The sequence below is a fragment of the Vibrio sp. M260121 genome (genome assembly GCF_036533715.1).
In the GTDB taxonomy this organism is placed as follows: Bacteria; Pseudomonadota; Gammaproteobacteria; order Enterobacterales; family Vibrionaceae; genus Vibrio.
Genome location: NZ_JATABF010000003.1, coordinates 12,312 through 37,190, shown reverse-complemented (window position 1 = coordinate 37,190; position 24,879 = coordinate 12,312). Strand labels below are relative to the sequence as shown.

20 protein-coding genes are annotated in these 24,879 nt (G+C 46.9%); 16 read left to right on the top strand and 4 right to left on the bottom strand.

All coding sequences use genetic code 11. From position 1 onward, the window contains the following. Positions 1–343 precede the first annotated feature (343 nt). Positions 344–847: a DUF2850 domain-containing protein gene (locus QTO06_RS02860; RefSeq protein ID WP_331406817.1), complete on the bottom strand. Its 504-nt coding sequence runs from the start codon at positions 845–847 to the stop codon at positions 344–346. Positions 848–1,067: 220 nt separating this feature from the next. On the opposite strand from QTO06_RS02860, the gene ppnP reads away from it, so the two are divergent. Both ppnP and QTO06_RS02850 read left to right on the top strand, forming a co-directional pair. Beyond that, entirely contained in the window at positions 1,068–1,352 is a 285-nt protein-coding gene (gene ppnP / locus QTO06_RS02855; RefSeq protein ID WP_005434752.1) for a pyrimidine/purine nucleoside phosphorylase, read from the top strand. Between the two features lie 139 nt (positions 1,353–1,491). Then, on the top strand, positions 1,492–1,773 hold the full coding sequence (locus tag QTO06_RS02850) for a hypothetical protein (RefSeq protein ID WP_331406816.1): 282 nt from the start codon (positions 1,492–1,494) through the stop codon (positions 1,771–1,773). A gap of 72 nt (positions 1,774–1,845) precedes the next feature. On the opposite strand, the gene QTO06_RS02845 is transcribed toward QTO06_RS02850, so the two are convergent. After that, on the bottom strand, positions 1,846–3,036 hold the full coding sequence (locus QTO06_RS02845) for a GGDEF domain-containing protein (RefSeq protein WP_032802833.1): 1,191 nt from the start codon (positions 3,034–3,036) through the stop codon (positions 1,846–1,848). Positions 3,037–3,481: 445 nt separating this feature from the next. On the opposite strand from QTO06_RS02845, the gene QTO06_RS02840 reads away from it, so the two are divergent. From QTO06_RS02840 to QTO06_RS02805, 8 genes are all read left to right on the top strand, one after another. Next, positions 3,482–4,780 carry a carbohydrate porin gene (locus QTO06_RS02840; RefSeq protein ID WP_258491515.1) on the top strand — a complete coding sequence of 433 codons (1,299 nt, stop codon included), beginning with the start codon at positions 3,482–3,484 and terminating at the stop codon, positions 4,778–4,780. Between the two features lie 342 nt (positions 4,781–5,122). Then, positions 5,123–6,127 carry a LacI family DNA-binding transcriptional regulator gene (locus QTO06_RS02835; protein ID WP_045455755.1) on the top strand — a complete coding sequence of 335 codons (1,005 nt, stop codon included), beginning with the start codon at positions 5,123–5,125 and terminating at the stop codon, positions 6,125–6,127. Between the two features lie 22 nt (positions 6,128–6,149). Next, positions 6,150–7,397: an ABC transporter substrate-binding protein gene (locus QTO06_RS02830; protein ID WP_331406815.1), complete on the top strand. Its 1,248-nt coding sequence runs from the start codon at positions 6,150–6,152 to the stop codon at positions 7,395–7,397. A 62-nt stretch (positions 7,398–7,459) separates the two neighbouring features. Then, entirely contained in the window at positions 7,460–8,449 is a 990-nt protein-coding gene (locus tag QTO06_RS02825; protein ID WP_045424814.1) for a carbohydrate ABC transporter permease, read from the top strand. Position 8,450: 1 nt separating this feature from the next. After that, complete coding sequence (locus QTO06_RS02820) at positions 8,451–9,335, top strand: carbohydrate ABC transporter permease (protein ID WP_331406814.1); 885 nt, start codon at positions 8,451–8,453, stop codon at positions 9,333–9,335. A gap of 25 nt (positions 9,336–9,360) precedes the next feature. Next, entirely contained in the window at positions 9,361–10,710 is a 1,350-nt protein-coding gene (locus QTO06_RS02815) for a GH1 family beta-glucosidase (RefSeq protein ID WP_331406813.1), read from the top strand. Further along, on the top strand, positions 10,710–11,804 hold the full coding sequence (locus tag QTO06_RS02810; protein ID WP_010453536.1) for an ABC transporter ATP-binding protein: 1,095 nt from the start codon (positions 10,710–10,712) through the stop codon (positions 11,802–11,804). Before QTO06_RS02815 ends, QTO06_RS02810 begins: the two co-directional genes overlap by 1 nt. Positions 11,805–11,935: 131 nt before the next feature. Beyond that, entirely contained in the window at positions 11,936–12,955 is a 1,020-nt protein-coding gene (locus QTO06_RS02805) for a LacI family DNA-binding transcriptional regulator (RefSeq protein ID WP_009706757.1), read from the top strand. 56 nt (positions 12,956–13,011) lie between these two features. On the opposite strand, the gene QTO06_RS02800 is transcribed toward QTO06_RS02805, so the two are convergent. Then, on the bottom strand, positions 13,012–13,791 hold the full coding sequence (locus QTO06_RS02800) for a transporter substrate-binding domain-containing protein (protein ID WP_331406812.1): 780 nt from the start codon (positions 13,789–13,791) through the stop codon (positions 13,012–13,014). Positions 13,792–14,315: 524 nt separating this feature from the next. Between QTO06_RS02800 and QTO06_RS02795 the strand changes: the two genes are divergently transcribed. The 6 genes from QTO06_RS02795 (at position 14,316) to QTO06_RS02770 (ending at position 23,491) form a co-directional block, all read left to right on the top strand. After that, the gene (locus QTO06_RS02795) at positions 14,316–15,950 is read left to right on the top strand and encodes an ABC transporter substrate-binding protein (protein WP_331406811.1); all 1,635 of its coding nucleotides are present in this window, start codon (positions 14,316–14,318) and stop codon (positions 15,948–15,950) included. A 103-nt stretch (positions 15,951–16,053) separates the two neighbouring features. After that, a complete protein-coding gene (locus QTO06_RS02790; protein WP_045392224.1) occupies positions 16,054–17,028 on the top strand; it encodes an ABC transporter permease in 975 nt (324 codons plus the stop codon). Between the two features lie 8 nt (positions 17,029–17,036). Then, positions 17,037–18,029: an ABC transporter permease gene (locus QTO06_RS02785; RefSeq protein ID WP_045392221.1), complete on the top strand. Its 993-nt coding sequence runs from the start codon at positions 17,037–17,039 to the stop codon at positions 18,027–18,029. Further along, positions 18,026–18,979 carry an ABC transporter ATP-binding protein gene (locus QTO06_RS02780; protein WP_038887923.1) on the top strand — a complete coding sequence of 318 codons (954 nt, stop codon included), beginning with the start codon at positions 18,026–18,028 and terminating at the stop codon, positions 18,977–18,979. The genes QTO06_RS02785 and QTO06_RS02780 overlap by 4 nt, the downstream gene beginning before the upstream one ends. A 13-nt stretch (positions 18,980–18,992) precedes the next feature. Then, positions 18,993–19,976, top strand: a complete 984-nt coding sequence (locus QTO06_RS02775; RefSeq protein ID WP_331406810.1) for an ABC transporter ATP-binding protein — start codon at positions 18,993–18,995, stop codon at positions 19,974–19,976. A 65-nt stretch (positions 19,977–20,041) separates the two neighbouring features. Then, positions 20,042–23,491, top strand: coding sequence for a hypothetical protein (locus tag QTO06_RS02770; RefSeq protein WP_331406809.1), 3,450 nt, complete (start codon positions 20,042–20,044; stop codon positions 23,489–23,491). 89 nt (positions 23,492–23,580) lie between these two features. Here the strand turns inward: QTO06_RS02770 and QTO06_RS02765 are convergent, their stop codons facing one another. Beyond that, positions 23,581–24,585, bottom strand: a complete 1,005-nt coding sequence (locus tag QTO06_RS02765; protein ID WP_331406808.1) for a LacI family DNA-binding transcriptional regulator — start codon at positions 24,583–24,585, stop codon at positions 23,581–23,583. Positions 24,586–24,879 lie beyond the last annotated feature (294 nt).

Below are 24,879 nucleotides of genomic sequence, written 5' to 3'. Positions count from 1 at the left end.
AAAGACAACCAATTCACACACTGTGCAAAAGCATCCCTTTGAGCATTTCAGAGGCTTATTTTTTTTCAAAAAAAAATAAATCAAGTTTCGACCGTGTTACCTAAATCTCACTACAAGAAACATACTTTTGCAGTGAAAATTCAATATCGAGCCAAGATTTTATAAATATTTTGCATGTATTTAATTAATCGCTTACTCAGTTCGTATGCGTTATTTTGCGAGTGAAATTAAATTTTTATTATGCAATAGAGCAGGTTACGAGCAAAAGTGCTTGTTTCGTATACAGAAGATGTTTTGTTGGGAAAAGCGATTTGTAGATGAAAGCTAATTGATAGACCAAAAGCTATTTACGGCTGAAATGTTCACTCAGAGCGGCACGACGCTTCGACGCTGCTCCTGTTTCTGAACCTTGAACAGTGTGTTCATAGCCTTTGAGAATAAAACGTTGATCGGGCAAGCGTGGTTCGATGCGGCGAATTTGTGGAGAGAGGTGGGAGCCGGACAGCTGGTACTCTGTCATTCCCAATCCTGTGTTGAGGGTGACCACTTTGCCGTCAAACTCGAATTGCGTTGCGATGAGGCGATGGTTACGAAAAACTCCGTCGGGTGTAAAAGAAAGCTGCTCGGTTTGATATGGCGGCGCACCAATCTCAATCCACTCCCCATAGACTTTATCCGGATCAATGTAATCCAAATAAGAAGCATAAAGCTGATAGCTAATCACACCAGCCAATGCGCAGCCGAACAGAGCAAGGCCCCCTTTGATGATTTTGAACTGATGACGAGCCCAAAATGAGGGTTGCGGTTCTGGCTTCTGATTGCGTTTACGGCGCGGTGTGGTGGTCATGATCCCTGCTTACTTTCCTTTTTTATTATGGTGAGAAGCTTGAGCCGCAAAAACAAACAATCTTGCCTTTGAGACGGTGAAATTATGATCTGATGTCCACTTTTACATTCCGAAACACAGTTATTGAGAATTTAGCCTTTGACGAAAGGTCAATGTAGAGACTTGAGTCGTAAACCGAAACAGGGTAAAAAAGAGCTGATTTTTGATAAGGAAACCAATAATGAGTATTAAGGAAAACAGTTATTTTGCTGGTGGCGTAAAGTCACTGGGCTTTAACCAACAAGGACAGGACGTAAGTGTTGGTGTGATGTTGCCAGGTGAGTATACGTTTGGCACTCAAGCGCCAGAGCGCATGAGCGTTGTCAAAGGTGCATTGATCGTAAAGAAAGCCGGCGACGTTGATTGGGTAACATACAACAGCGGTGAGTTCTTTGAGGTAGAAGGCAACTCATCATTTGAGCTGCAAGTAAAAGACGCAACAGCGTACTTGTGTGAGTACCTATAAGCGCTAAACAGAATTGAAATGAAAGCCACCTTCGGGTGGCTTTTTTCATGCATCTTGTTCAGATGCAAAGGTTTTTAGCAACAAACTGATAACTTTGTATATACTTAAGATAGGTGCACCCATTAACAAGGAGGAAGTGATGGCAGTACAACCTAAACATTCTGATCTCCCTCCTCGCTATGAGGCGACAGAATTTACAACAGAACAGAGACACCGCTTTACGAAAGTGGCGAATGCAGCTCAAAAACGCCGTGCTTTCTATAAGCGTGCGATCGAAAACAGCTTGGTCGGTAAAATAAAAGAGCGAGCGCTCAAGCCAGTTATTCCACCAAAAGAAGACAAACCGAGTAAAACGCGCCAAGTGGTATGGCTGCTCACCTTCTTACTTGGCGGTTTGTGGGCGATGTACATGTTCGCTTAATGTAAGTGGTCGTTGCCTTGCCTCTATTCGCAAGTACAAGCCAGTTCGCAAATACACGCCAATCGACATTTCTTACAAACTTGCGTCACGTTGAAGAGACGTGACGTTTTCACTGCCCATTGCTCCAACCAACGAATGCCTTTGATGGCGCAACTCTTCTGCGTGTGAGCAGTGCTCATAATACGCGTACTGGTTTTTGCCTGTGTGCTTGGCTGCGTACATAGCTTTATCGGCGCAGCGTGTTAGCTCAGACAGGTCATTGGCATCTTGATGGTAAATCGCGACCCCAATACTCATGGTCAGCTCGTTGATGTTGTCTTCCGAGTGGTAGCCTTTTTGGAACAAGTTGACGATGCGATCCATGATTCGGTCTAAATCTTTCTTGCAGCGCACATCGTAAAGCATCAGCACAAACTCATCCCCAGCAAAGCGCGCAATAGAGTAGTCGTGCTTATCCGTCTTTCTGTCTTTATTACGAATGTTATTTTTCAGGCGTGTCGCAAAGTGTTTTAACACGCGGTCGCCGACATCGTGTCCGTAGTTGTCGTTAATGTGCTTGAAGTTATCGATATCGAGGAAAACCAGAGCAGTGACGGTATTGCTTTGAGTTTGATCTAATTCTTCTAGTTTCGCGCGCGCCCAGGTTTCAAAGCTCCAACGGTTGGCAAGGCCAGTTAATTGGTCGAGATAGGCGAGCTCTTCAATCCCTTCGCGATAAAGGGTCTGAATGTAGTTCACTACTTTTGAGTAGTAATAAGAGAAGGTATGACAAACAAAGCAAATAGCCACAAGGGTGAACATAAAGCGGCGTTCGGTCATTTCGCTAGCAGTTGGCACACTCTCTAAAAAGGTTAAACCGAAAAAGATGATGAGAGTGTAGGTAACACTGAACAGCAAACCGACTTTGAATTCGTTAATCAAAATGATGGCAGCGATGATTGGGTAGAGCCACAACAAACGACCCGATGGCGCGTCGTTATAAAGCAGCAACAGAAGACCATCGAACATCAACACGCCGGTGAGCAACAAGTCGGCGTATTGGTGATGACCTCGAATTTTGATCAGATAACTGATGGTGAGACACGCAATAGAGCACAGCCCGATTAACAAGCTGAGTCCCCAATTCCCTTGCAGATAATGCAGGATGGACCCGTACGCTAAGAATGCGGTGGCAATGCTAGAACAGAGAAATACGATCTTCTTTTTTCTTGTCGATCGGATATCCGCCATTTCCTCTAGGCGTGCTCCGGCCAATTTCGACATTATGCTTCCCTACTTAAGAATTACTTAGTGCCTATTCTAGGTGGTAATTTAGTGCTGCATGGAATAGCAAAGCCCGTATTTGTGATATGAAGCATGTTTGTTATGAGTGTGAGTTATTGAATTCGTAAGAAATTTACGGATTGTGAAATCTTTCATATTTCTGAAATCTTTCATGTCGTCATTCAGAAATGTGGGCTTTTCAGCCTTAGTGAACGTGATAGCACTTAAACATTTTGGTGAAATGAAAGCGATTTCAAATCATGATTCAAAAATTAAAACTTACTATCTAATTGTTTTTAAATTTAAAAATGATGGTTAAGTTTCATGCGTTGTTTCATGTCACTTTCTAGGCCATCGTCGTGTGAAGCCATAGCGGCTTTTCAATGCTTTCATTCCTTAATATTCCTATCGAGATAACAACACATACAAATTTTAGGGATATCACATGAAAAGCTTTAAAGTTTTACCTCTCTCTCTTGCGGTGGCCGCTTCGCTTGCTTCTTTACCTTCTTTTGCTGCTGATGCCGATGTTGAGGCATTAGAAAAACGTCTCCAAGAACTGGAAACGAAACTGGAAACTGGCTACGTATACGACCAGCAACCAGCGGTGTTATCTGCAGAAACTGAAGTACCGTTGGGTATCGTATTTTCTGGTTACGCTCGTTATGGTGCGGGTTACCAAGGTAGCGATGCATTGACCGTTGGTACTGCAGGAGCACTAAACTCTAACGCGACAGGTCGTTTAGGTAACGAACAAAACGGCGGTGAATTCCAACTAGCGAAGGCATTCAAGAGCGACGGTGGTGCTATTTGGGATTTGGTGTTCATGTTAGATCATTGGGCTGACGCTTCATGGGCTGACGATGGCGGCGTAAACGTGAAGAAGATGTACGCTGGTGCAGCGAACTTGTTTGAATCCCAACCTGATTTGTATGTGTGGGCGGGTCGTGACTTCCACCAACGTCCTCAAACGGACCTCAACGATTACTTCTGGATGATGCACGATGGTCAAGGTGGTGGTTTCTATAACCTAGATCTAGGTGGCGTGAAGTTTGACTTTAGTGCTGTAGGCCAAGTGGAAGGTGATATGGTTGGCGATAACGGCCGCTATGCGCTGACCAGTAAACTACACGGCATCAAGCTCGGAGAGTCTGCAGACTTAAGCCTTTACGCCAACTACGGTTTTGCGTCTGACAAGCTGAAAGACGAAGATGTCGGTGATGTTACCGCTTACCAAGTGGCCGGTGAACTATCTGCAGCGGGTCAACGTTTGATTGTTCGTTACTCAGACAATGCAAAAGACAGTGTGTTTGACTTAGCAGAAGACCAAACCGCGCTATTAGTGAGCTTTGATGGCAGCACGTCAATCACTGACAAAGCAGGCGTTCAATATTTAGCGGCGTACCAATCTTTAGAAGTGGAAGGCGATGAAAGCCGCGTTAACTACAACGCGATTGTGCGTCCAACCTACCAATGGAACGACATCCACTCAACGTGGCTAGAAGCAGGCTACAGTGTGGTGGATTATGATGACATCGACGCAACCAACAGCTCTTGGAAAATGACGCTATCGCAAAACATGGCGATCGGTCCAGAAACTTGGTCTCGCCCAATGCTGCGTTTCTACGCAACAGTTGGTAATGCAGATAACGAATACACAGGCTTTGATTCTGTGACTGGTGAGAAGATTTCATCAGACGTCGACACCGTAACAGTTGGTGCGATGTTCGAAGCGTGGTGGTAAGCCACACCTAGTTAACTACTGTCCGTGTAAAGATGGTAAACACTTAAGGCAGAAGTATCAGGTGTTTACCATCCATTCATCTCTTTGCCCTATATTTTTTGCCTCCCTCGTGGAGGCTTTTTTTGGTTAAAAGACTGCGACCTGTGTTGTTTCATGAAACAGTTTCATGGATGAAATAAAAACTGCAAGTAGCCTCATTATTTATCAAATTACTCAATTTAGCCCCAAACTTGTTGTGAACTCTCTCACGCTAACCTCTAAGTGGATATTGAATAATGAGTTCATGAAAGCGGTTTCGAGAAGAATTGAAACCGGAGAGGTGCAGTCTGTTAAGAGGTTTCTGTGGCGACGATTAAAGATGTGTCTGAATACGCCGGCGTTTCTCAAGCGACCGTTTCTAGAGTCATTAACGGGACTTGCCGCGTTAGCCATGACAAAAAGCTTAAAGTCGAAAAAGCGATCAAAGAGTTAGGGTATCGTCCAAACTCTATTGCGCAGGCATTAGCCTCAAGCCGTACGGGCAGTATTGGTATTATCGTTCCTGAATTAGGCGGTCCATTTTATTCGGGCATCTTACATAGCATTGAAGAGCGCTTACGACGCATGGGCTATCACGTGATAGTGACGGCGGGTTCGAATACAGAACAGAGTCAACGCGAGTCGGTTGAGTTTCTGCTTGGTCGCCGTGTTGATGCGATGATTCTGCACACACAAAGTCTTTCTGATGATTATCTGATCGACCTCGATAATAAAGGGATTCCGGTGGTGTTAGTTAACCGATATATCCCTGAAATGGCTCATAGCTGTATCGAGATCGATAACGAATTTGGTGGCCGAATGGCAACCGAATACTTGTTGCGAATGGGGCATCGCAACATTGCATGTATTACCGGACCTCTGGACAGATCTGACGCACGGGGGCGTCTACAAGGTTACCGCAAGGCTCTTGAAGAAGCGGAAATCGTGTATGACGAAGCGTTAGTGTCCGAGGCCGGTTTTACAGAAGAATCAGGCATCAGTGCAATGAGAAAATTGCTTAAACGTGAAAGCGGTTTCACCGCAGTGTTTGCTTGTAATGATCACATGGCGTTTGGTGCTTATGAAGTCTTGAAGGCAGAGGGCATGCAAGTGCCAGAGCAAATCTCGCTTGTCGGGTTTGATGACATCTTGTTTGCTCGCTATCTCACGCCAGCCCTTACCACGGTTAACTTCCCTATAGAACAGATGAGCGCAGAGGCGGTACAACTTGTCATCCAAGCGCTGAACAAGAACAAACGTGATGTGAACTTCAAACTCACTCCTACCCTGGTGCCAAGAAGTTCGGTCAAGGAACTCAATACTCTCTAGAACAATAATTAAGGACAACAACATGAAACTCAAAACTTTGACGCTTGCCATGACGGCTGCACTCGGTGTTGCTGCAACGGTAAACGCTGCCGATGAAACTAAAATCCGCTTCGATGGTTTTCCTGACTTCGATAGCAGCTTGAAAGTGCTGTTGCCAGATTTCGAGAAAGAGACAGGCATTAAGGTTGATTACCTAATGAACAACCACGGTGACCACCATACGAAGCTGACAACCAACTTGGCGACGGGCTCTGGTGCAGGTGATGTGATTGTTGTTGATGTAGAAAAGATTGGCCCATTTGTGGCGTCGGGCGGCTTGGTAAATCTGTCTGAAAATTATGGCGCGGATAAGTACGCAGAAAGCTTTGCTCCTTACGCATGGGCGCAAGGCAAAGGTGCCGACGGTGATGTTTACGGCATGCCTGTCGATCTAGGTCCTGGTGTTATGTATTACCGCACAGACATCTTTGAAAAAGCGGGCATTGATATTAACGAAGCGATCAAAGATTGGGATTCTTACATTACAGCAGGTGAAAAACTTAAGCAGCAAAATGTTCAGTTGATTGCTTCAGCTGCGGATGTGGCACAAGCGATCATCTTCACTACAGTTCCTGAAGGTGAAGGTCTGTACTTCGACAAAGACGGCAACCCAGTTGTGACTTCTGAGCGCTTTGTCCACGCGTTCGAAGTGGCGAAAGAGATCCGTGACAAAGGCTTGGATGGTCGTATTCTAGCGTGGTCAAACGAATGGTACGAAGGCTTCCGTAACGGTACATTCGCGACTCAGCTTTCTGGTGCTTGGCTACTTGGCCACCTAAACAACTGGATTGCGCCAGAAACAGCAGGCAGCTGGGGCGTGTCTAACCTTCCTGATGGTATTTACGGAAGCTGGGGCGGCTCATTCCTATCGATTCCAACCCAATCTAAACACCAAGATGAAGCTTGGAAGCTGATCGAATACATGACAACCAAGCGTGATATTCAGCTTAAACACTTCGAAACCATTGCTGCATTCCCTGCTAACACCACGACTTACGACGACCCAATGTTCGAAGAGAAAATCGAATTCCTAGGTGGTCAACAAGCACGCCTACTGTTTGCTGAAGTGGCGCAGAACATCAAGCCAGTGGCACCAGCGAAAGGCGATCACGTTGCTCGTTCTATCATCCTAGAGAATGCACTGATGGAAGTGCTGGATGAAGGTAAAGACATTAAGACTGCGCTTAAAGAAGCAGAGCGCATGATCAAGCGTCGTACGCGTAATCTGTAATTTTTGCCAATACTTAAGGCAGGAAGGGGGCATGTCCCCCTTCTGGGTAAGAGGTCGTTACTATGAATCAGGCAGCGAGCAAGGTTATGGAAACATCAGAGCGTGAGAGCATTTTTTCTCGTCTAAATTTGAAAGCGCTTACACCGTATGGATTCCTATTGCCGTTTTTGATTATCTTTTCAGTGTTCGGAATTTTTCCGTTGCTGTTTTCTATTTTTCTTTCTTTTCATGAGTGGAACCCAGTCGAGGGTTTGGGGGCAATGGACTATGTGGGGTTCGAAAACTACCACATTGCACTAACTGACCCGTGGCTGTGGCGCTCACTGAAAAACACGCTTTGGCTAGCTATCACATCGGGTGTGGCTCAGCATTTAGTTGCTTTACCTGTGGCGTACATCTTGGTGTCGCTGGGTGACCGTTTCCGTCATTGGCTGACATCGGCTTACTTCCTTCCGTTCATCACATCTACGGTGGCAGCGTCGCTTATCTTCTTCAATATGTACTCGCCGAACTCGGGCATCATCAACCAAAGCTTAATGGCACTGGCCGACAGCACGCTTTTTGGTTGGGCATTCTCTTGGGTAAACGACTTCCAGCCAATCCGTTGGTTAGATGACGCGACCATGGTGAAGCCTTCTATCGCTATCATGGTGTTCTGGAAATACACCGGTTTTAACATCGTGCTTTACACCACTGGCTTGATGACGATTCCGAAAGACATTCTAGAAGCGGCTCGTATGGACGGTGCAAACGCATGGCGTCGATTCTGGAGCATTTCCCTACCAATGATTCGTCCATTCATCTTCTTTGCGGTCACCATGACCATCATCGGTAACTTGCAGTTGTTCGAAGAACCATTTGTTCTGACGCGCGGTACGGGTGGTACAGGTCAGTCTGGTTTAACCATCTCTATGTACCTCTACAAAGTGGGTTGGGAATGGTTAGAAATGGGTACAGCGTCAGCAATTTCATGGCTGCTCTTTACCTTGATTGCAGGCTGTACAGCGGTTCAATTCTTCTTCTTCGGTAAGAAAGGTCTAGGGGAGCAATAAGATGAGTACTAACACTTTACCTGCGGCGCAGCGTTGGCGTCCTAGCGATCGCAGCATTGAGATCTTCACTAAAGTATTGATGGTGATGCTCGGCTCCGTACTGATTGTTTCTGCCATCATAACGGTATTCCCGTTCATTTGGTCGGCGTTGCTTTCAACCCGTGACCGTACCGAAATTTTTGGCACAGGCATCAGCTTTGCCATTGGTGACAGCTTAGCGGTCAACTACGCCAAGCTACTGGAAATCATGCCTTTCTGGCAGGCGATGTTTAACTCTATCTACATCGCGTTCCTCGGCACCACGATTTCACTGCTGTTTTGTAGCATGGGTGGCTATGCATTTGCGGTGTACAAGTTCAAAGGTAAAAACGTGCTGTTTGGTATGTTGGTTGGCTCGATGATGATTCCGCCAGTATTGAGCTTGATCCCTTACTTTATGATCGTGAAGTTCCTTGGTCTGCTCGATAACCACTTAGCGGTTTGGCTACCGTTCACTACCACGCCATTTGGTATTTTCTTGATGCGTCAGCATGTGGTGGCATCGATTCCAAAAGAGTTATTAGAGGCGGCGAAACTGGATGGTGCTGGTGAGTTCCGTACTTACTGGAGCGTAGTACTCCCGCTGATGAAACCAGCGTTAGCGACGCTTGCTATCGTGCAGTTTGTCTTCTTCTGGAACATGTTCATGCAACCACTGGTGGTACTGACAACGCCAGAGAACTATGTGATTACTCAGGCACTGCGAAGCGTGCAGGGCATTCCAAATACGCCATGGGGCGCGGTGATGCTTGGTACCACTATCTCCATTCTTCCGTTAGTAATTACTTACTTATTTGCTTCGAAACAGATGATTAGCGGTCTGACATCAGGCGCTGTTAAAGGTTAAGAGAAATTTAAGGCATAAAAATATAATGAATAAATTCCAATTACCCCAAGATTCTAAAATGCGCCGCCCAGAGTTTCTATTTGGTGTCGCGACCTCTTCTTACCAAATTGAAGGAGGTGCACAACTTGGCGGACGCACCCCATCGATTTGGGATACGTTCTGCAACAAACCTGGCGCCGTCGATAACGCTGATAACGGTGATGTGGCGTGTGATCACTTTCATTTATGGAAACAAGACATTGAGATGATTCAAGGTCTTGGTGTAGATGCCTACCGTCTTTCGATGGCATGGCCTCGCATCCTGCCAGAAGATGGCAAGGTAAACGAAGAAGGGCTGAAGTTCTACGAGCAAATCATCGATGAATGTCATGCTCGCGGTTTGAAAGTGTTTGTCACCCTTTACCACTGGGACTTGCCTCAATACCTTGAGGATAAAGGTGGCTGGCTTAACCGTGAAACGGCTTACAAGTTTGCAGAGTATGCGGATGTAGTTAGTGCTTACTTCGGTGACAAGATTGATTCTTACGCAACATTGAACGAACCTTTCTGTTCTGCTTACCTAGGTTACCGTTGGGGCGAGCATGCGCCTGGTATTAAAGGTGAGCGTGAAGGCTTCTTGTCTGCACACCACCTCATGTTAGGCCATGGCTTGGCGATTCCACACATGCGTAACAACGCACCAAACGCAATGCACGGTTGTGTGTTCAATGCGACGCCCGCCTACCCATACACAGAGGCAGATGTAGAAGCGGCAGAGTACAGTGATGCAGAAGGTTACCATTGGTTTATGGACCCAGTGTTGAAAGGGACATACCCAGAAATGGTACTTAAGCGCCAAGCACACAACATGCCGATGATTCTAGAGGGTGACCTCGATATCATCCGTACTGACCTAGACTTCATTGGCATCAACTTCTACACCCGTTGTGTTGTGCGATTTGATGCTAACGGCATGCTAGAGAGCATTCCTCAACCAGAAGCAGAGCATACGTTTATTGGTTGGGAAATCTACCCACAAGCACTAACCGATCTATTGCTGCGTCTGAAAGCGCGTTACTCAAACCTACCGCCACTGTACATTACTGAAAACGGCGCCGCGGGTGATGATCACCATGTAGCGGGTCAAGTGAATGATGAACAACGCGTGCGTTACTTCCAATCGCATTTAGAAGCGCTGGATGAAGCGATCAAAGCAGGCGTAAATGTGAATGGTTACTTCGCTTGGAGCCTAATGGATAACTTCGAATGGGCGTATGGCTACAAACAACGTTTTGGCATCGTACACGTTGACTACCAAACTCAAGAGCGCACCTTAAAGCAGAGTGCGATTGCGTACCGAAACATGCTGCTAGAGCGAGCTGAGGAGAACAAATAATGGCTAAAGTAGAATTCAAAAACATCAAAAAATCTTACGATGATGTGGAGGTCGTCAAGCACTTCGACTTTACCGTGCAAGATGGCGAATTCGTGGTTTTCCTTGGTCCATCGGGTTGTGGTAAATCGACCACACTGCGTATGTTGGCAGGTTTAGAGAGCATCACAGCCGGTGAGATTTACGTTGGCGATAAGTTGATGAACAAAATCGATGCCAAAGACCGTGACCTTGCGATGGTATTCCAAAGCTACGCGCTTTACCCACACATGACGGTTTACGAAAACATCGCCTTTGCGCTCAAGCTAAAGGGCATGCCGAAAGATCAAATTGACGTTGAAGTGCGTAAAGCGGCGAAAATGCTAGAGCTGGATGCGCTGTTGGATCGTAAGCCGAAAGAGCTGTCTGGTGGCCAGCGTCAACGTGTGGCGATGGGACGTGCGATGGTGCGTACGCCAAAAGTATTCTTGTTTGATGAGCCATTGTCTAACCTTGATGCCAAGCTCCGTGGTGTGATGCGTGAAGAGATCAAACACCTTCATCGCGAACTGAAAACGACGACGATTTACGTAACCCACGACCAGATTGAAGCGATGACATTGGCAGATCGTATCGTGATTCTGAAAGATGGTTATGTGGCTCAGGTTGGCACGCCAACTGAAGTGTTCCAACGCCCTGCAAACAAGTTCGTGGCACAGTTCATCGGTAACCCGTCAATGAACATGTTGGATGCGAAGTTAGTGGGTGAAGAAGGCAATTGGGAAGTCGAACTGGGTGATGTTCGTATTCCTTTACCAGAGCGTTTTAAAGCCCACGCATCGAAGAACCTAGCCCTGCACTTTGGCGTTCGTCCGACGGACATTCATTTGCGTTCAGAGCAAGTGGATCACGACCGCGTACTGCCGTTCCCGGTGAAAATCAAAGATAAAGAGCTATTGGGTGCGAGTATTCTGCTGAAGACAGAAATCGCTGGTCAGCCTTTAATGGTGGAGACGCAAGCGGCTGAAGTGGATGTGGATACACTCACACTGTATTTGGATTTGGATGCGATTCATCTATTCGACGCGCTGAGTGAAAATTCTCTGGCAACGTTCTAATCTGACATATGAAAGCCAGTGCGCTTAAGGCGTGCTGGCTAAATTACCAAGCTCTCATTTCTTATCGTTAAGCGTTGCCGTACTCCTTTCGGTTAAATATATTTCTATCATTAGCTTGCATGTTGGTAACTATGAAAAAGAAAAAACGCGCTCCATCCATTTACGATGTCGCCAAACTCGCCGGGGTTTCACCGAGTACCGTCTCTCGTTTTCTAAATCGCACCACCTTTATTTCTAAAGAGAAAACCATAGCGATAGAAGACGCGATCAAAGCGCTCGATTACAAACCGAACTACCAGATGAATCAGGGCAGTAATACGCGCTCGATGACGATTGGTGTGTTAGTTCAAAATCCTGAAAGCCCGTTCACTAGCCGTATCTTTAATGATATGGAACGATTCCTTGGGCCAAAAGGGTATTCGCTCGTGATTGCTTCGGGGTACTGGCAACACAGTATGCAGTTACAAGCGTTGGATTATCTGGCAAAGAGTAATGTTGATGGTGTGATTGTGGTCGCTGGCAGCTTAACCGAGCATGAATTAGTGGAGTATTCGCGAAAAATTCCGGTCGTTGCGGTTGGTTATAGCTACACCAGTGAAAAGCTGCATTCAGTCAACATCGATAACGTTCTAGGTGGCCACATGGCGACACTGCATTTGTTGCAACAAGGCCATGTGAACATTGCTCATATCAAAGGGTTACTCAACCAACCAGACGCGGTTGCGCGTTTTGTCGGTTATAAGAAGGCACTTACTGAAGCGGGGATCAAAGTGCGGAATAACCTAATTAAGCAGGGCGATTTCAGTAGCGAAGTCGGCTATGAACGCACCGTTGAGTTGATTGAATCTAAAGTGCATTTCTCGGCGTTGTTTGCCGCCAATGATCAGACCGCTTATGGGGCGATCAAAGCGCTGCATGACCACGGTTTTAAAGTCCCGGAAGACGTCTCAGTGATAGGCTTTGACGATCTGCCTACGTCGAAGTATTTCACGCCGGGGTTGACCACACTACGTCAACCTGTTGAAGAAATTGGGGTAGCCTGTGCCGAGTCGATTCTTGGCTTATTGACTGGCGAGCAGTGCAATACTCGACTTCCACCGATTGATCTGATTGTGCGTGATTCAACGGTATCGAAATTCCGTCCTCAATAAGCTAATACCCAAAGTAGCCGATACCCAAGAGCTAAGGTTGCTTGGGTATCACTGCTCTAAGCGGGTAACAAGTCCGATTGATAGTAAGCCAGTTCACTGGGCAGAATAGGGTTGGTCAAATGAAACACACGACGCTGGTGGAGCTTCATTGCACGCACATCTGTGCCGTAGGTTTGTTCAAATAATCTATCCAATTCACCATTGTTAAGGCAGCGTTCCAGTCCCAACTTGAGCTCTGTAAATAATTCGGCGTTTTCTGGGTGGCAGTAAAACACCAGTGGGAAAGGGTAATAGAGCATAATCGTTGGTTCTACGACCAAATCGGGAACAAGGTACGCATATTGTGTCACGATCGCTTCGGCTTCATTTGCACCGAGTGCCATGTAATCACATTCGCCACTCTGTACGGCTAATAAGCGCTCTTCTAAACTGCCATGCTCTTCGACTTGATATTGATTAACGCGAAACAGATCGGCATCCGCCCAGGTTGCAGGAATACCAATACTCATTTGTTTTAGCTTCGCTTCACTCAATCCTCGAAACTCTGCCAGTCGGTCTCTACGGACAATCAAAACTCGGCAGCCTAATAACCCTTTACATAAAGGCTGTGGAAGCATCAGATAACTGCCTTGAGCAAACTTCTTATTGCCAGCAACGGTGACGAGCAGATCAGTTCCGTGAGAGAAGACTCGCCCTTCATCTTTTGCATCTGGATATTCTGTTAAGTCATTGTTTAATAAGAATTCATGCTGAGAGTTTTGGAGCGCAAGTTGCAAGGCCTCCCATTCATATTGCTGACGAATCGTTGATTTATTGCCATTCCAAAATTGCACCATGGTGCTCTCCTTTAAGTGGATCTCATTAGATTATGATTTCACTGCTTATTTAATATTGAAAGCGCTTTCTTTTGTTTCGTGGAATTTTGTGTACGAGCGCACGAAGGCTGAATCAATGAGTGAACTTTATTAGGAGTCGCTATTGTCAAAAATGATCGTGACATCACGCATGATCAAACTTGCATGAGCTCACAAAATACAAGGTTTTGGAGTTGATTTTAACCTATTGAAATTAATAGATTAAATATTAAAGTGAGATCTAGTACTGTTTTAACTTATTGAATATATTGATTTTGTTTGATTGTGATCAGAGCTTTGTTTTTGCTCACTTTTATTGAAGAACCTAAGCATTTTTACGAGTATCTATCGCATAAAGAAAGCGCTTTCTTTGTGTCGGTTTCGAGCCTGTCAGCGTCGTCAGCGATGATGAACTGATGAAACCATTCAACAAAGTTCGCTTCATTTTTTTGAAATCAAAAGAAAGCGCTTTCTTTTCGTATCCAACATTATAAAAGGACAATGTGATGCATAAGAAAACTCTGCTCGCTACATTTGCTGCCAGCATGATGCTTGCTACTGCCGCTCAAGCGGACACCATCAAACAAGGTGGTACGCTGACGGTGCCAATCATCAACACCGGGTTTGTTGAAAACTTTAACCCATACACTACTAAGGACACGTTACACGGCATTATGTTCGAACCACTGTTTGTGTTGAACAACATGACGGGGGAAACACACTATCGTTTGGCTGAGTCGGTTGAATATTCCGATGATCTAAAAACCATTACGCTAAAACTACGTGACGGCTTGAAATGGTCTGATGGTGCGCCATTAACGGCGGAAGACGTGGTGTTTAGCTTTGAGTTAACCAAAAAATCTCCAGCATTTGATGTCAAAGCGATTTGGCCAACGGGTAACCTAAAAAGTATTGAAGCGACGGATAAGCAGACAGTTGTATTTGATTTAGCAGAGCCGGATTCTACTTTCCTTTGGAGCATTGGTGCTTATCACATCGTCCCTAAACATATTTGGTCAACGGTATCTGATTACACAACGTTCACCAACCCAAACCCGGTGGGTAGCGGTCCAATGACAACCGTTAAGTATGTGAAACCACAACAAATGGAGCTGTGTCGTAACCCTAACTACTACCTAGAAAATCGCCCTTACCTAGACTGCGTGAACTTCCGTTCTTACAACGACAACTCGCAGATCCAGCCGGCTCTGATCAAAGGTGAAATTGACTGGGGTTCAAACTTTATTGCTGACGTTGAGTCCACTTTTGTTGGTCAAGACAAAGAAAACAACCACTTCTGGTACCCAGCGAACGATGCGATTCACTTGTACGTAAACACTAAGAAAGCACCGTTTGATGACCTGCGCGTACGCCAAGCTCTGTCTATGGCACTAGACCGTGAAGCGATTGTTGATATCGCGGCTTATGGTTATCCAACCGTGAACTACAACGTCGGCGGTATTGCCGAGCTGTACAAAAATCACATTGACGAAAATGTGAACAAAAAGTACGGCCATCTAACGCAATACGATGCGAAGAAAGCGCAGAACTTGCTAGATGAAGCGGGCATTGTTGACCGCAATGGCGACGGCTTCCGTGACAATGCTGATGGCTCAACGGTTGAGTTCGATATCGAAGTGGTTAACGGCTGGACGGACTGGATTCAAGTCGTGCAAATGGTGACGGAATACTTCGCGGATGTGGGCATCAAAGCCAACGTGAAAACCGTTGACTGGGCCGTATACGACAAGAACTTGAAAGACAGTGCGTTCACTATGTCAATCAACTGGTCAATGGTGTCGGATAACCCAATCCTTGCGTTCCAAGAGTACTACCACACTTCACGTATCGGTAAAGGCTTCCATGCTGGCCACGGTGTGCACTCTCCTGAAATCGATAAGCTGATCGACAGCTTCGGTAAAATTGGTGATGCAGAGAAACAGGAAGCGATCATCTCTGAACTTCAAGAGTTCACGGCAGAGAACATGCCATTTATTCCGCTGTTCTCAAACCCAACTTGGTTCCAATACAGCACGAAAAACATCGTTGGTTGGCCAAGTGAAAAAGACCCTTACATCCAACCGGTTTGGTATGACGGCGGCAAGCGCGTGATCATCCTGAACAACCTACACCTGAAATAACTAGCAGTTTCAATTTGTAGGTAGGTTTTTTAATTAACATCGGAGCCGCAACCGTAATTGCAAAAGTAAGTGTGTGTTGTGGCTCGTAAGTTAAAGGTTTGATATGTCGTTTCTAGCTCGCCGATTTGGCTTTTATTTTACTGCCTTTCTGATTGCGATCTCTTTCAACTTCATGTTGCCGCGCTTAATGCCAGGTGACCCAGTTGATGCCTTGTTTGCTGCAGCGCAAGGTCGAATGGATCCTGCTCAGATGGATGCTGTACGTGAGATGTACGGCTTCGTTGATGGCAACATTTTTGTGCAATACATCGCTTACATGAAAAGTGTATTCACGCTTGATCTTGGTCCATCGGTTTTGATGTTCCCTGTTAGCGTATCTGAAGTGATTGCGATGGCACTGCCATGGACCATGTTCCTAGCGCTTGGTTCTCTTATTGTGGCGCTGATCATTGGTGTCAGTATTGGTACTTACGCCTCTTACCGTCGCGAAGGACTGTTCGGCCAAATCGTACCGCCAGTGCTGGCCTTTATCAGTAACTTCCCTTACATCGTGACCGCTTTATTGCTGTTCTACTTCTTCGGTCTGAAGATGGAACTGCTGCCGTTGGCTTACACCTATGACCCTTCGCTAGAGCCTGGCTTTAACTGGGAATTCATCAGCAGTGTAGCGAAACACGCGGTACTGCCAATGGGCTCAATGGTCGTGGTTGGTATCTCGACATGGGTATTCAACATGCGTAACGCAATGATCAACGTACTGGGTGAGGACTACGTCACCATGGCTGAAGCGAAAGGCTTAAGCAGCTACAAAGTGATGAGCCGTTACGCGGGTCGTAATGCGATCTTGCCTGTTGCCACGGCGATTGCGATGGCGATTGGCTTCTCGTTCGCGGGTTCAATCATGACAGAGGTGGTGTTCAACTATCAGGGTTTGGGCAACATCCTGCTGAAAGGCATCGTGGCGCGTGACTACCCACTTATCCAAGCCATCTTACTTATCTTAGTAACGGCGGTTCTGACTGCCAACTTCATTGCCGATCTGCTGTATGTGTGGCTTGACCCACGAATTTCGAACTAAGGTGCATCATGGAAAAAATAATCAAAACCCCAACGCCTTCAGAGCACGATGAGTTAATGACTCGTGAGTCGAAATTCTCTTGGAAGCGAATCAAAAAAAGCTTCGGCAAAGTGTACGCTTTTTTCTATGGCAACCCGCCTGCCATTATCGGTGGCTTGCTACTGTCGATTGTTTTAGCTGGTGCGATTTTCGCTCCTGTGCTAGCAACGCATGACCCTGATCGTCGTGTTGCAAGACCACACGTCGCTCCGAATGCAGAGCACGTACTTGGCACTACTCGTAGTGGCCGTGATGTCTACAGCCAAGTGTTGCACGGCGCGAGAAAATCACTCACGGTTGCGATTTCAGCTGGTGTGATTGCAATGAGCCTAGCCGTCATTATCGGTGTCTCTGCGGGCTACTTCGGCGGCAAAATCGATGAGCGTCTTAACTTCCTAACCAACGTTTTCTTGGTGTTCCCTCAGCTCCCCTTGCTGATTGTGCTCGCCGCTTTCTTAGGGCAGGTGGGGTCCCTCGTCATCACCATATTGCTCGGGATAACTTCCTGGCCTTGGGGAGCGCGGGTGATTCGTTCGCAAACCATGGCGATTCGAAGCAAAGAATTCATTATCTCGGCAGAGGTGATGGGCGAATCAAAAATCCGCATCATTTTGGTCGAAATCCTACCAAACCTAGTCTCGATCGTATTTGGTGGTTTCTTGGGCACGGTGATTTACGCAATGGGCTCAGAGGCGGGTCTTGGCATCCTAGGTTTGGGTGACGCAACAGAAGTGAGCTGGGGCTCTATGTTGTACTGGGCACAAACGTCTTCGTCTCTATACACAGGTGCTTGGTGGGAGATGTTAGTTCCAGCCATGGCATTGGCAATCACAGGTGGTGCACTGGCACTGATCAACATGTCGATTGACCAAGTGAGTAACCCGAAACTTCGTACTGGTCCACACATCAAGCTGTGGCACAAACTGAAAAAAGAAGCAGATAAGCGCCGAGGTCTAAGATGAGCAACTTATTAGAAATTAACAACCTATGCGTCGATTATGTGTCACCAAACGGTGTAGCTCGTGCAGTGAACAACGTCAGTATCAGCATCGCTCCGGGTGAAACGCTCGGTATCGCCGGTGAGTCTGGTTGCGGCAAAAGTACCTTGGCATTTGCTATCTCACGTCTGCATAAAGCACCGGCTCTGATCTCTGAAGGGGAAATCCTCTACAAAGGTCAGGACGTGTTGAAGATGAACGATAAACAGCTACGCAACTTCCGCTGGAATGACGTGTCTGTGGTGTTCCAAAGTGCAATGAACTCTTTGAACCCAGTGATCACCATTGGTGAGCAGTTAACCGACGTAATTCTTGCGCACCGAAAAGTGACTTACCAAGAAGCGTATGATCGTGCGGTTGAGCTGCTTGGCGTGGTGGGCATTCACGGCGACCGCATGGCGAGCTTCCCACACCAATTGAGTGGTGGTATGCGCCAGCGCGTGGTGATTGCAGTTGCGCTAGCGTTAGAGCCAAAACTGATCATCATGGATGAACCAACCACCGCGCTCGATGTGGTGGTAGAGCGTGAAATCCTTAATGAACTTTACGAGCTGAAGAGCAAATTCGGCTTCTCAATTCTGTTCATCAGCCATGACTTGAGCTTGATGGGCGAAATCGCAGACCGCATTGGTGTGATGTACGCGGGCAACTTAATTGAACTTGGGGATGCGAAGAACGTATTTGGTGATCCTCAACACCCATACACCAAAGGTTTGATTTCTTCATTCCCAACCATTCACGGACCGAAAGAGCGTTTGTACGGCATTCCGGGTAACCCTGTGAACCTACTGAAAATCCCGCAAGGGTGTAACTTCCAAGCGCGTTGCAATGCATGTTTTGCAGAGTGTCAGAAGAGCGATCCAACCTTGGTGCCAGTCACAAACGGCAACCTAGTGTCATGCCATTTGATGTAAACGGGAGAGAATAATGGATAACGTAACAAACCCAGAAGTGATTCTCTCAGTTAAGAATCTAGTGAAAGACTTTCCTATTGGTCAGTCAGCAAAAAGCAACTTGATGCGAGCGGTGAATGACGTCACGTTTGAACTGCGCAAAGGGGAAGCGTTGGCTATCGTGGGTGAATCTGGCTCAGGCAAAAGCACGGGCGCACGCGTTTTGACGCGCATCTACGACAAAACCGATGGTGAGGTAACGTTCAAAGGCCAAGAGTTGGGTGAATACATTCAAGAGCACGGCGAGCTGGAATACGCGCGCCAAGTGCAGATGATTTTCCAAGACCCATTTGGCTCGCTGAACCCGGTTCATACCATTTACCACCATATTGCACGTCCGCTGTTGATCCACAAACGTGCGGAAAAAGACGCGATCCCAAAGCTGGTTTACGAATTGCTTGAGCTGGTTGGTCTGTCTCCGGTGAAAGAAACCGCAGAAAAATACCCACATGAGCTAAGTGGCGGTCAGCGCCAACGTGTTGCGATTGCTCGTGCGATTGCCGTCGATCCTGAAGTGATTCTGGCGGATGAACCTATCTCAATGCTCGACGTGTCAGTTCGCTTGGGCATTTTGAACTTGATGTCGGATCTGAAAGACAAGCACGGCATTTCTTTCATGTACATCACCCATGACATCGCAACCGCACGTTACTTCGCGGAGAAGACCGCCGTTATGTACGTGGGCCACATGGTTGAGTGGGGCAACAGCGACAACGTGACACAAAATCCGCAACACCCATATTCCCAGTTATTGCTCTCGGCGGTGCCTGAAGTGGGCAACTCCGGTAAACGCGATTTGATGGCGAAGAAGGGTGAAATCCCGCTATGGAAGCCAAGCAGCGTAGGCTGTCCGTTTGCCAGTCGCTGTTTAAAAGCGACTGAAGTGTGTACTCAATCGGTACCTGACGCGACGAAAGTCGGCGCAGACCATTACGCACGCTGTCACCACTTAGGATAAAAACAAATTAGCTTATTAAAAAAAGCGTAGAAAGAAAGCGCTTTCATAATTATTGGAAGAACATTATGACTTTTGAACATTATTCTTGCCCAACCGTAGAGGGAAGCTTCGTCGATTTGGACGGCGAGCGATACTACAAGATTTCACATGTCGACCAAATGAACCCGTTTTTCATTAGTGTCGTGTCAGCCAGTGACCATTGGCTGTTTATTTCATCCACGGGCAGCTTGTCGGCGGGGCGTATTCGTCCCGAGAACGCGCTGTTCCCATACAAATCCGTCGATCATATCCACGAGAACGCAGAAAACACGGGTTCAAAAACCATCATTAAAGTCGCTAGTGGACAAGGCGTAGCGATGTGGGAACCGTTCAACCGCCATCATGATGGCCTGTACCAAGTTGAGCGTCATCTGTATAAAAACACCATTGGCGACAAGATTGTTTTCGAAGAGCTTAACCACACGTTAAAGCTAAAATTCCAATACAGCTGGAACACCAGTGAAGAGTTTGGCTTTGTTCGTCGCTCGCAAATCACCGATCTGTCAGGCACAACTCGAGAGATTGAGTTGATTGATGGCCTGCAGAACCTATTGCCATCGGGCGCGCCACTGTCTGCGTTGCAAACTCGTAGCGCTTTGGTCGATGCCTACAAATGGAATGAGTTGCTTGATGGCAGTTCACTAGCGCTGTTTACCATGTACGCAAAACTGAGTGATCGCGCTGAGCCAGCGGAATCTTTGCTCGCAACGACCGTGTTCAGTGTCGATAACGATTACGGCCAGCGCTTATTGAGCAGCAGCCAAGTGAGCGCGTTCCGTCAAGGTCGTGAAATCCAAAACGAAACTTTGACTAAAGGCGTACGTGGTAGCTACTTGATTCACAAGTCTATCAAGCTAGAAACAAACCAGAACAAGTCTTGGTTAATCATCGCGGATATCGATAAGAGCCATAGCGATGTGACGTCGATGCGTAATCGCCTTGCGCAGCCGGTGAATATGGCACAACAAGTTGAGCAGAGCATCGCTGCCAACCAACAAGAGCTGATCAGTTTGATGTCTGGTGCGGATGCGTGGCAAATCACCGCGGAAGAAGAGACCAGTGTGCACCACTACGCGAACGTGTTGTTCAATAACATGCGTGGTGGGGTATTTGAGAACAATTACACCCTAGATAAAAAAGATGTGTTGACGACGATTCGTAATGCCAACCGCCTTGTGTTTGAACGTCATGCTGCGCTGTTTAATGACCTGCCTGAGCAGTTTACCCATGCTGAGCTTGTGAGCCTTGCTAAGCAGAGTGAAGACGCTCAGTTAGTCCGCTTAAGTTACGAATATCTGCCACTGACGTTTGGTCGTCGCCACGGTGATCCAAGCCGTCCTTGGAACCACTACGAAATCAAATTGAAAGACGACAATGGCGAGCGTTTGCTTTCTTACCAAGGTAACTGGCGCGATATCTTCCAAAACTGGGAGGCGATTGCGCTGAGCTATCCTGGCTTTATTCAATCTTTCTTAGCCAAGTTTGTGAATGCTTCCACTATGGATGGTTACAACCCATACCGCATCACCAAAGATGGTATTGACTGGGAAATGTTGGAGCCAGATGACCCATGGAGCAACATTGGTTACTGGGGCGACCATCAAATCATCTACTTACTCAAGTTCCTAGAACTGGCAGACAAGTATCAGCGCGATGATCTGTTAGCGATGATGCAAACGGATGTGTTCAGCTACGCGAACGTACCTTACGAGTTGTGTGATGTTGAGAAGCTGTTCGTCAATCCAAAAGACACCGTGACGTTCAATGATGAGTTGCAACACAACATCGAACAACGCGTATCTGCAATGGGCAGCGATGGTCGATTGGTGCTTGGTAGCGACAACGACGTGTACATGGTCAATCTGACTGAGAAAGTCCTAGTACCACTGTTGGCGAAACTGAGCAACTTGGTACTTGATGGCGGCATTTGGCTCAATACTCAGCGACCAGAGTGGAATGATGCGAACAACGCGATTGTGGGCAATGGCTTGTCGATGGTCACGTTGTACTACATGCGTCGCTATGTCGCGTTCTTGCAGCAATTGTTGGCAGATGCGCCTGCGTCGGTCAGCATGTCGAAAGAAGTGTTCGAATGGCTACTTTCAACCACTCGTATCTTGTCGGAAGCGGCAAAAGAGATTCGCCAAGAAACCGTAACTCGCCAAACTCGCAAAGCGTTCCTGACTCAGTTGGAGAAAGCCGCCGAAGATTTCCGTCAGCGCGTATACCGTGTGAATGGCTTCTCGGGCAAAACCACCGTCGAAGCATCGGCTATCAAACAGTTACTTGAGGTGAGTTTGGCTGTGCTGGATTCGAGCATTGCTAGCAACTTGCGAGAAGATGGTCTGTTTAACGCCTACAACATCCTGACTTACTCTGCGGAAAGCTTGCAGGTGGAAGAGTTGTACCCAATGTTGGAAGGCCAAGTAGCAGCCCTGAGCGCCGGCGTGCTGACACCAGCGCAAGCGGTGAACTTGCTGGATAATCTGTTTACCAGCGAGATGTACCGCGAAGATCAACACAGCTTCATGCTGTATCCAGATCGTGACTTGAGTGCATTCATGAACAAGAACAGCTTAACGGACGCGCAAATCAATGCGGTGCCGGTGTTAAGTTCGATGCTGAGTAAGGGCGATCAACGCCTAGTGAATGCGGATGAGCAAGGTCATTTCCACTTCCATGCGAGCCTAGAGAACAGCGGTTATCTTAAAGCTCAGATTCAGCAACTCCGTGGTGAGTATGTTGATGTTGCTGAAGAAGAATGGGAAGCGATTGAAGCCCTATACGAAGATGTGTTCAATCACAAAGCGTTTACTGGCCGCTCTGGCACCATGTTTGGTTACGAAGGTTTAGGCTGTATCTACTGGCACATGGTTTCTAAGCTGTTGCTCGCGGTACAAGAAAACTACTTGGCAGCGCGTGAACTGGACGCTGATAGCGAAGAGACACAAAAGTTAGCGGAATACTACTACCGAGTTCGCGCTGGTATTGGTTTCAACAAAACGCCAGAAAACTACGGCGCATTCCCAACAGACCCGTACTCTCACACACCAAAGCATGCTGGTGCGCAGCAACCAGGTATGACGGGGCAGGTGAAAGAAGAAGTGATCACGCGCTTTGTTGAACTGGGTATTTTGGTTGAAGAGGGCGAGATTCGTATCGACCCACGTTTGCTTCATCGTCATGAATTCTTGACCGAATCGGCATCGTTCTCTTGCCAAAGTGTGTCGGGTCAAACGCAAAGCTATGTGGTTGAGAAAGATCAGTTGGCATTTACTCTGTGCCAAGTGCCGTTTGTGTATCAACTTGTGGAGTCGGAGATTCAAGCTGGTATGGTATTAACCCAATCAAATGGTAAGCAGCTTGTTGTAGAAGGCTTGGCGCTATCGAGCGCGTTGAGCCAGCAAATCTTTGCGCGCTCTGGAGAGGTTGAGAAAGTCGTTGTGTCGATTCCAACATCGCTCTTAAGAGCATAAATCGCTGAAAAGCAAAGGCCCCGATCGATATCGGGGCCTTTTTGTATCTGTATTCAGCCAAACCAGTTGGTACGACTGGAGTGTGGAGATCATCGTTTTCCGACGGACTCTCGCACGATTAACTCTGGTGTCAGTTTATGCTTAAGTGGGCGCTCTTGTTTATGCACTAAAGCAATTACCCCTTGAGCGGCTTCACACCCCATTTCTCGTACCGGGAAGTTTACTGTGGTCAGTTTTGGACGAATATGTTGGCTATGACTGTCGTTATCGAAGCCGACAACAGAAATGTCCTTCCCAATCTCTAAACCACGTTCGTACGCGACATCATATACCGCGAGTGCGATATTGTCGTTATGGCAGAAGATGGCGGTAATTTCAGGATCGCGGTCAAGCAATCGACGAGCACAGGTATGATTTAACCCGCGATCTTCATGGTCAAAGCGACCTTCTACAATCAGGTTAGTGTCGTAATCAATACCATGTTCAGTGAGTGCGTTACGGTAGCCTTGTAGACGATCTCGACTATCGATCTTGCTCAGCTGGCCAGTAATACAAGCCACTTTAGTATGGCCGTTTTCTAACATGTGCTTGGTTGCGAGATAGCCGCCCAACTCGTTATCGATAAAGATGCACTTATCTGCAACCTCGGGAATGTAGCGGTTGAGCACGATGGTTGATGGTGTCTTCTCAATAACCTCAATCAATTCATCGTCTGACAGCATGTCTGAATGAATGATCAAACCGTCGACTTGCTTAGAACGCAGGAAGTTAATTGAATCGATTTCACGTGAATGTGATTCTAAACCGCTGGTCACGATCAGATGGTTATTGTTTTCGCGTACGGTGTTTTCTGCGTTGTGCATCAAAGGGCCGTAGAAAGGACCATCTAAAGAACCAACCAACATACCGATACTGTTTGAACGGCTAGATGCCAAGGCTTGAGCAAACGCATTCGGCTTGTAGCCCAGCTGTTCAATCGCATCAAATACCTTTTTACGGTTGGCTTCTTTGACTGTCGGATGGCCGTTTAGCGCTCGTGAGACAGTAGATTGAGAAACTTTCGCCAGCTCAGAGACTTCTTTAATCGTGATCAATGGGAAGTACCTTATCCATTCTAATTATCGAACTATGTTACTCGCCGTTTTCTATTCGTCATAGAGAAGGCATCACATTTGTCGACTTGGTCGCGCTCTGGTCTACCAAACGAGAGCCACAGGTGTATAAATTCAACAAAAATGCGCACGTGAAATCACGCGCATCTGAAAGTTCGAAAGTGCTTTCAAAAACATTAAGACTCGTCAGCCCATAAACAAAGAGAGTAAAGGACAGAAGCAAAAGCGAATGTGATCTTATTCTCTAATTTTCATCAGCTTATGAAGCAATAACGA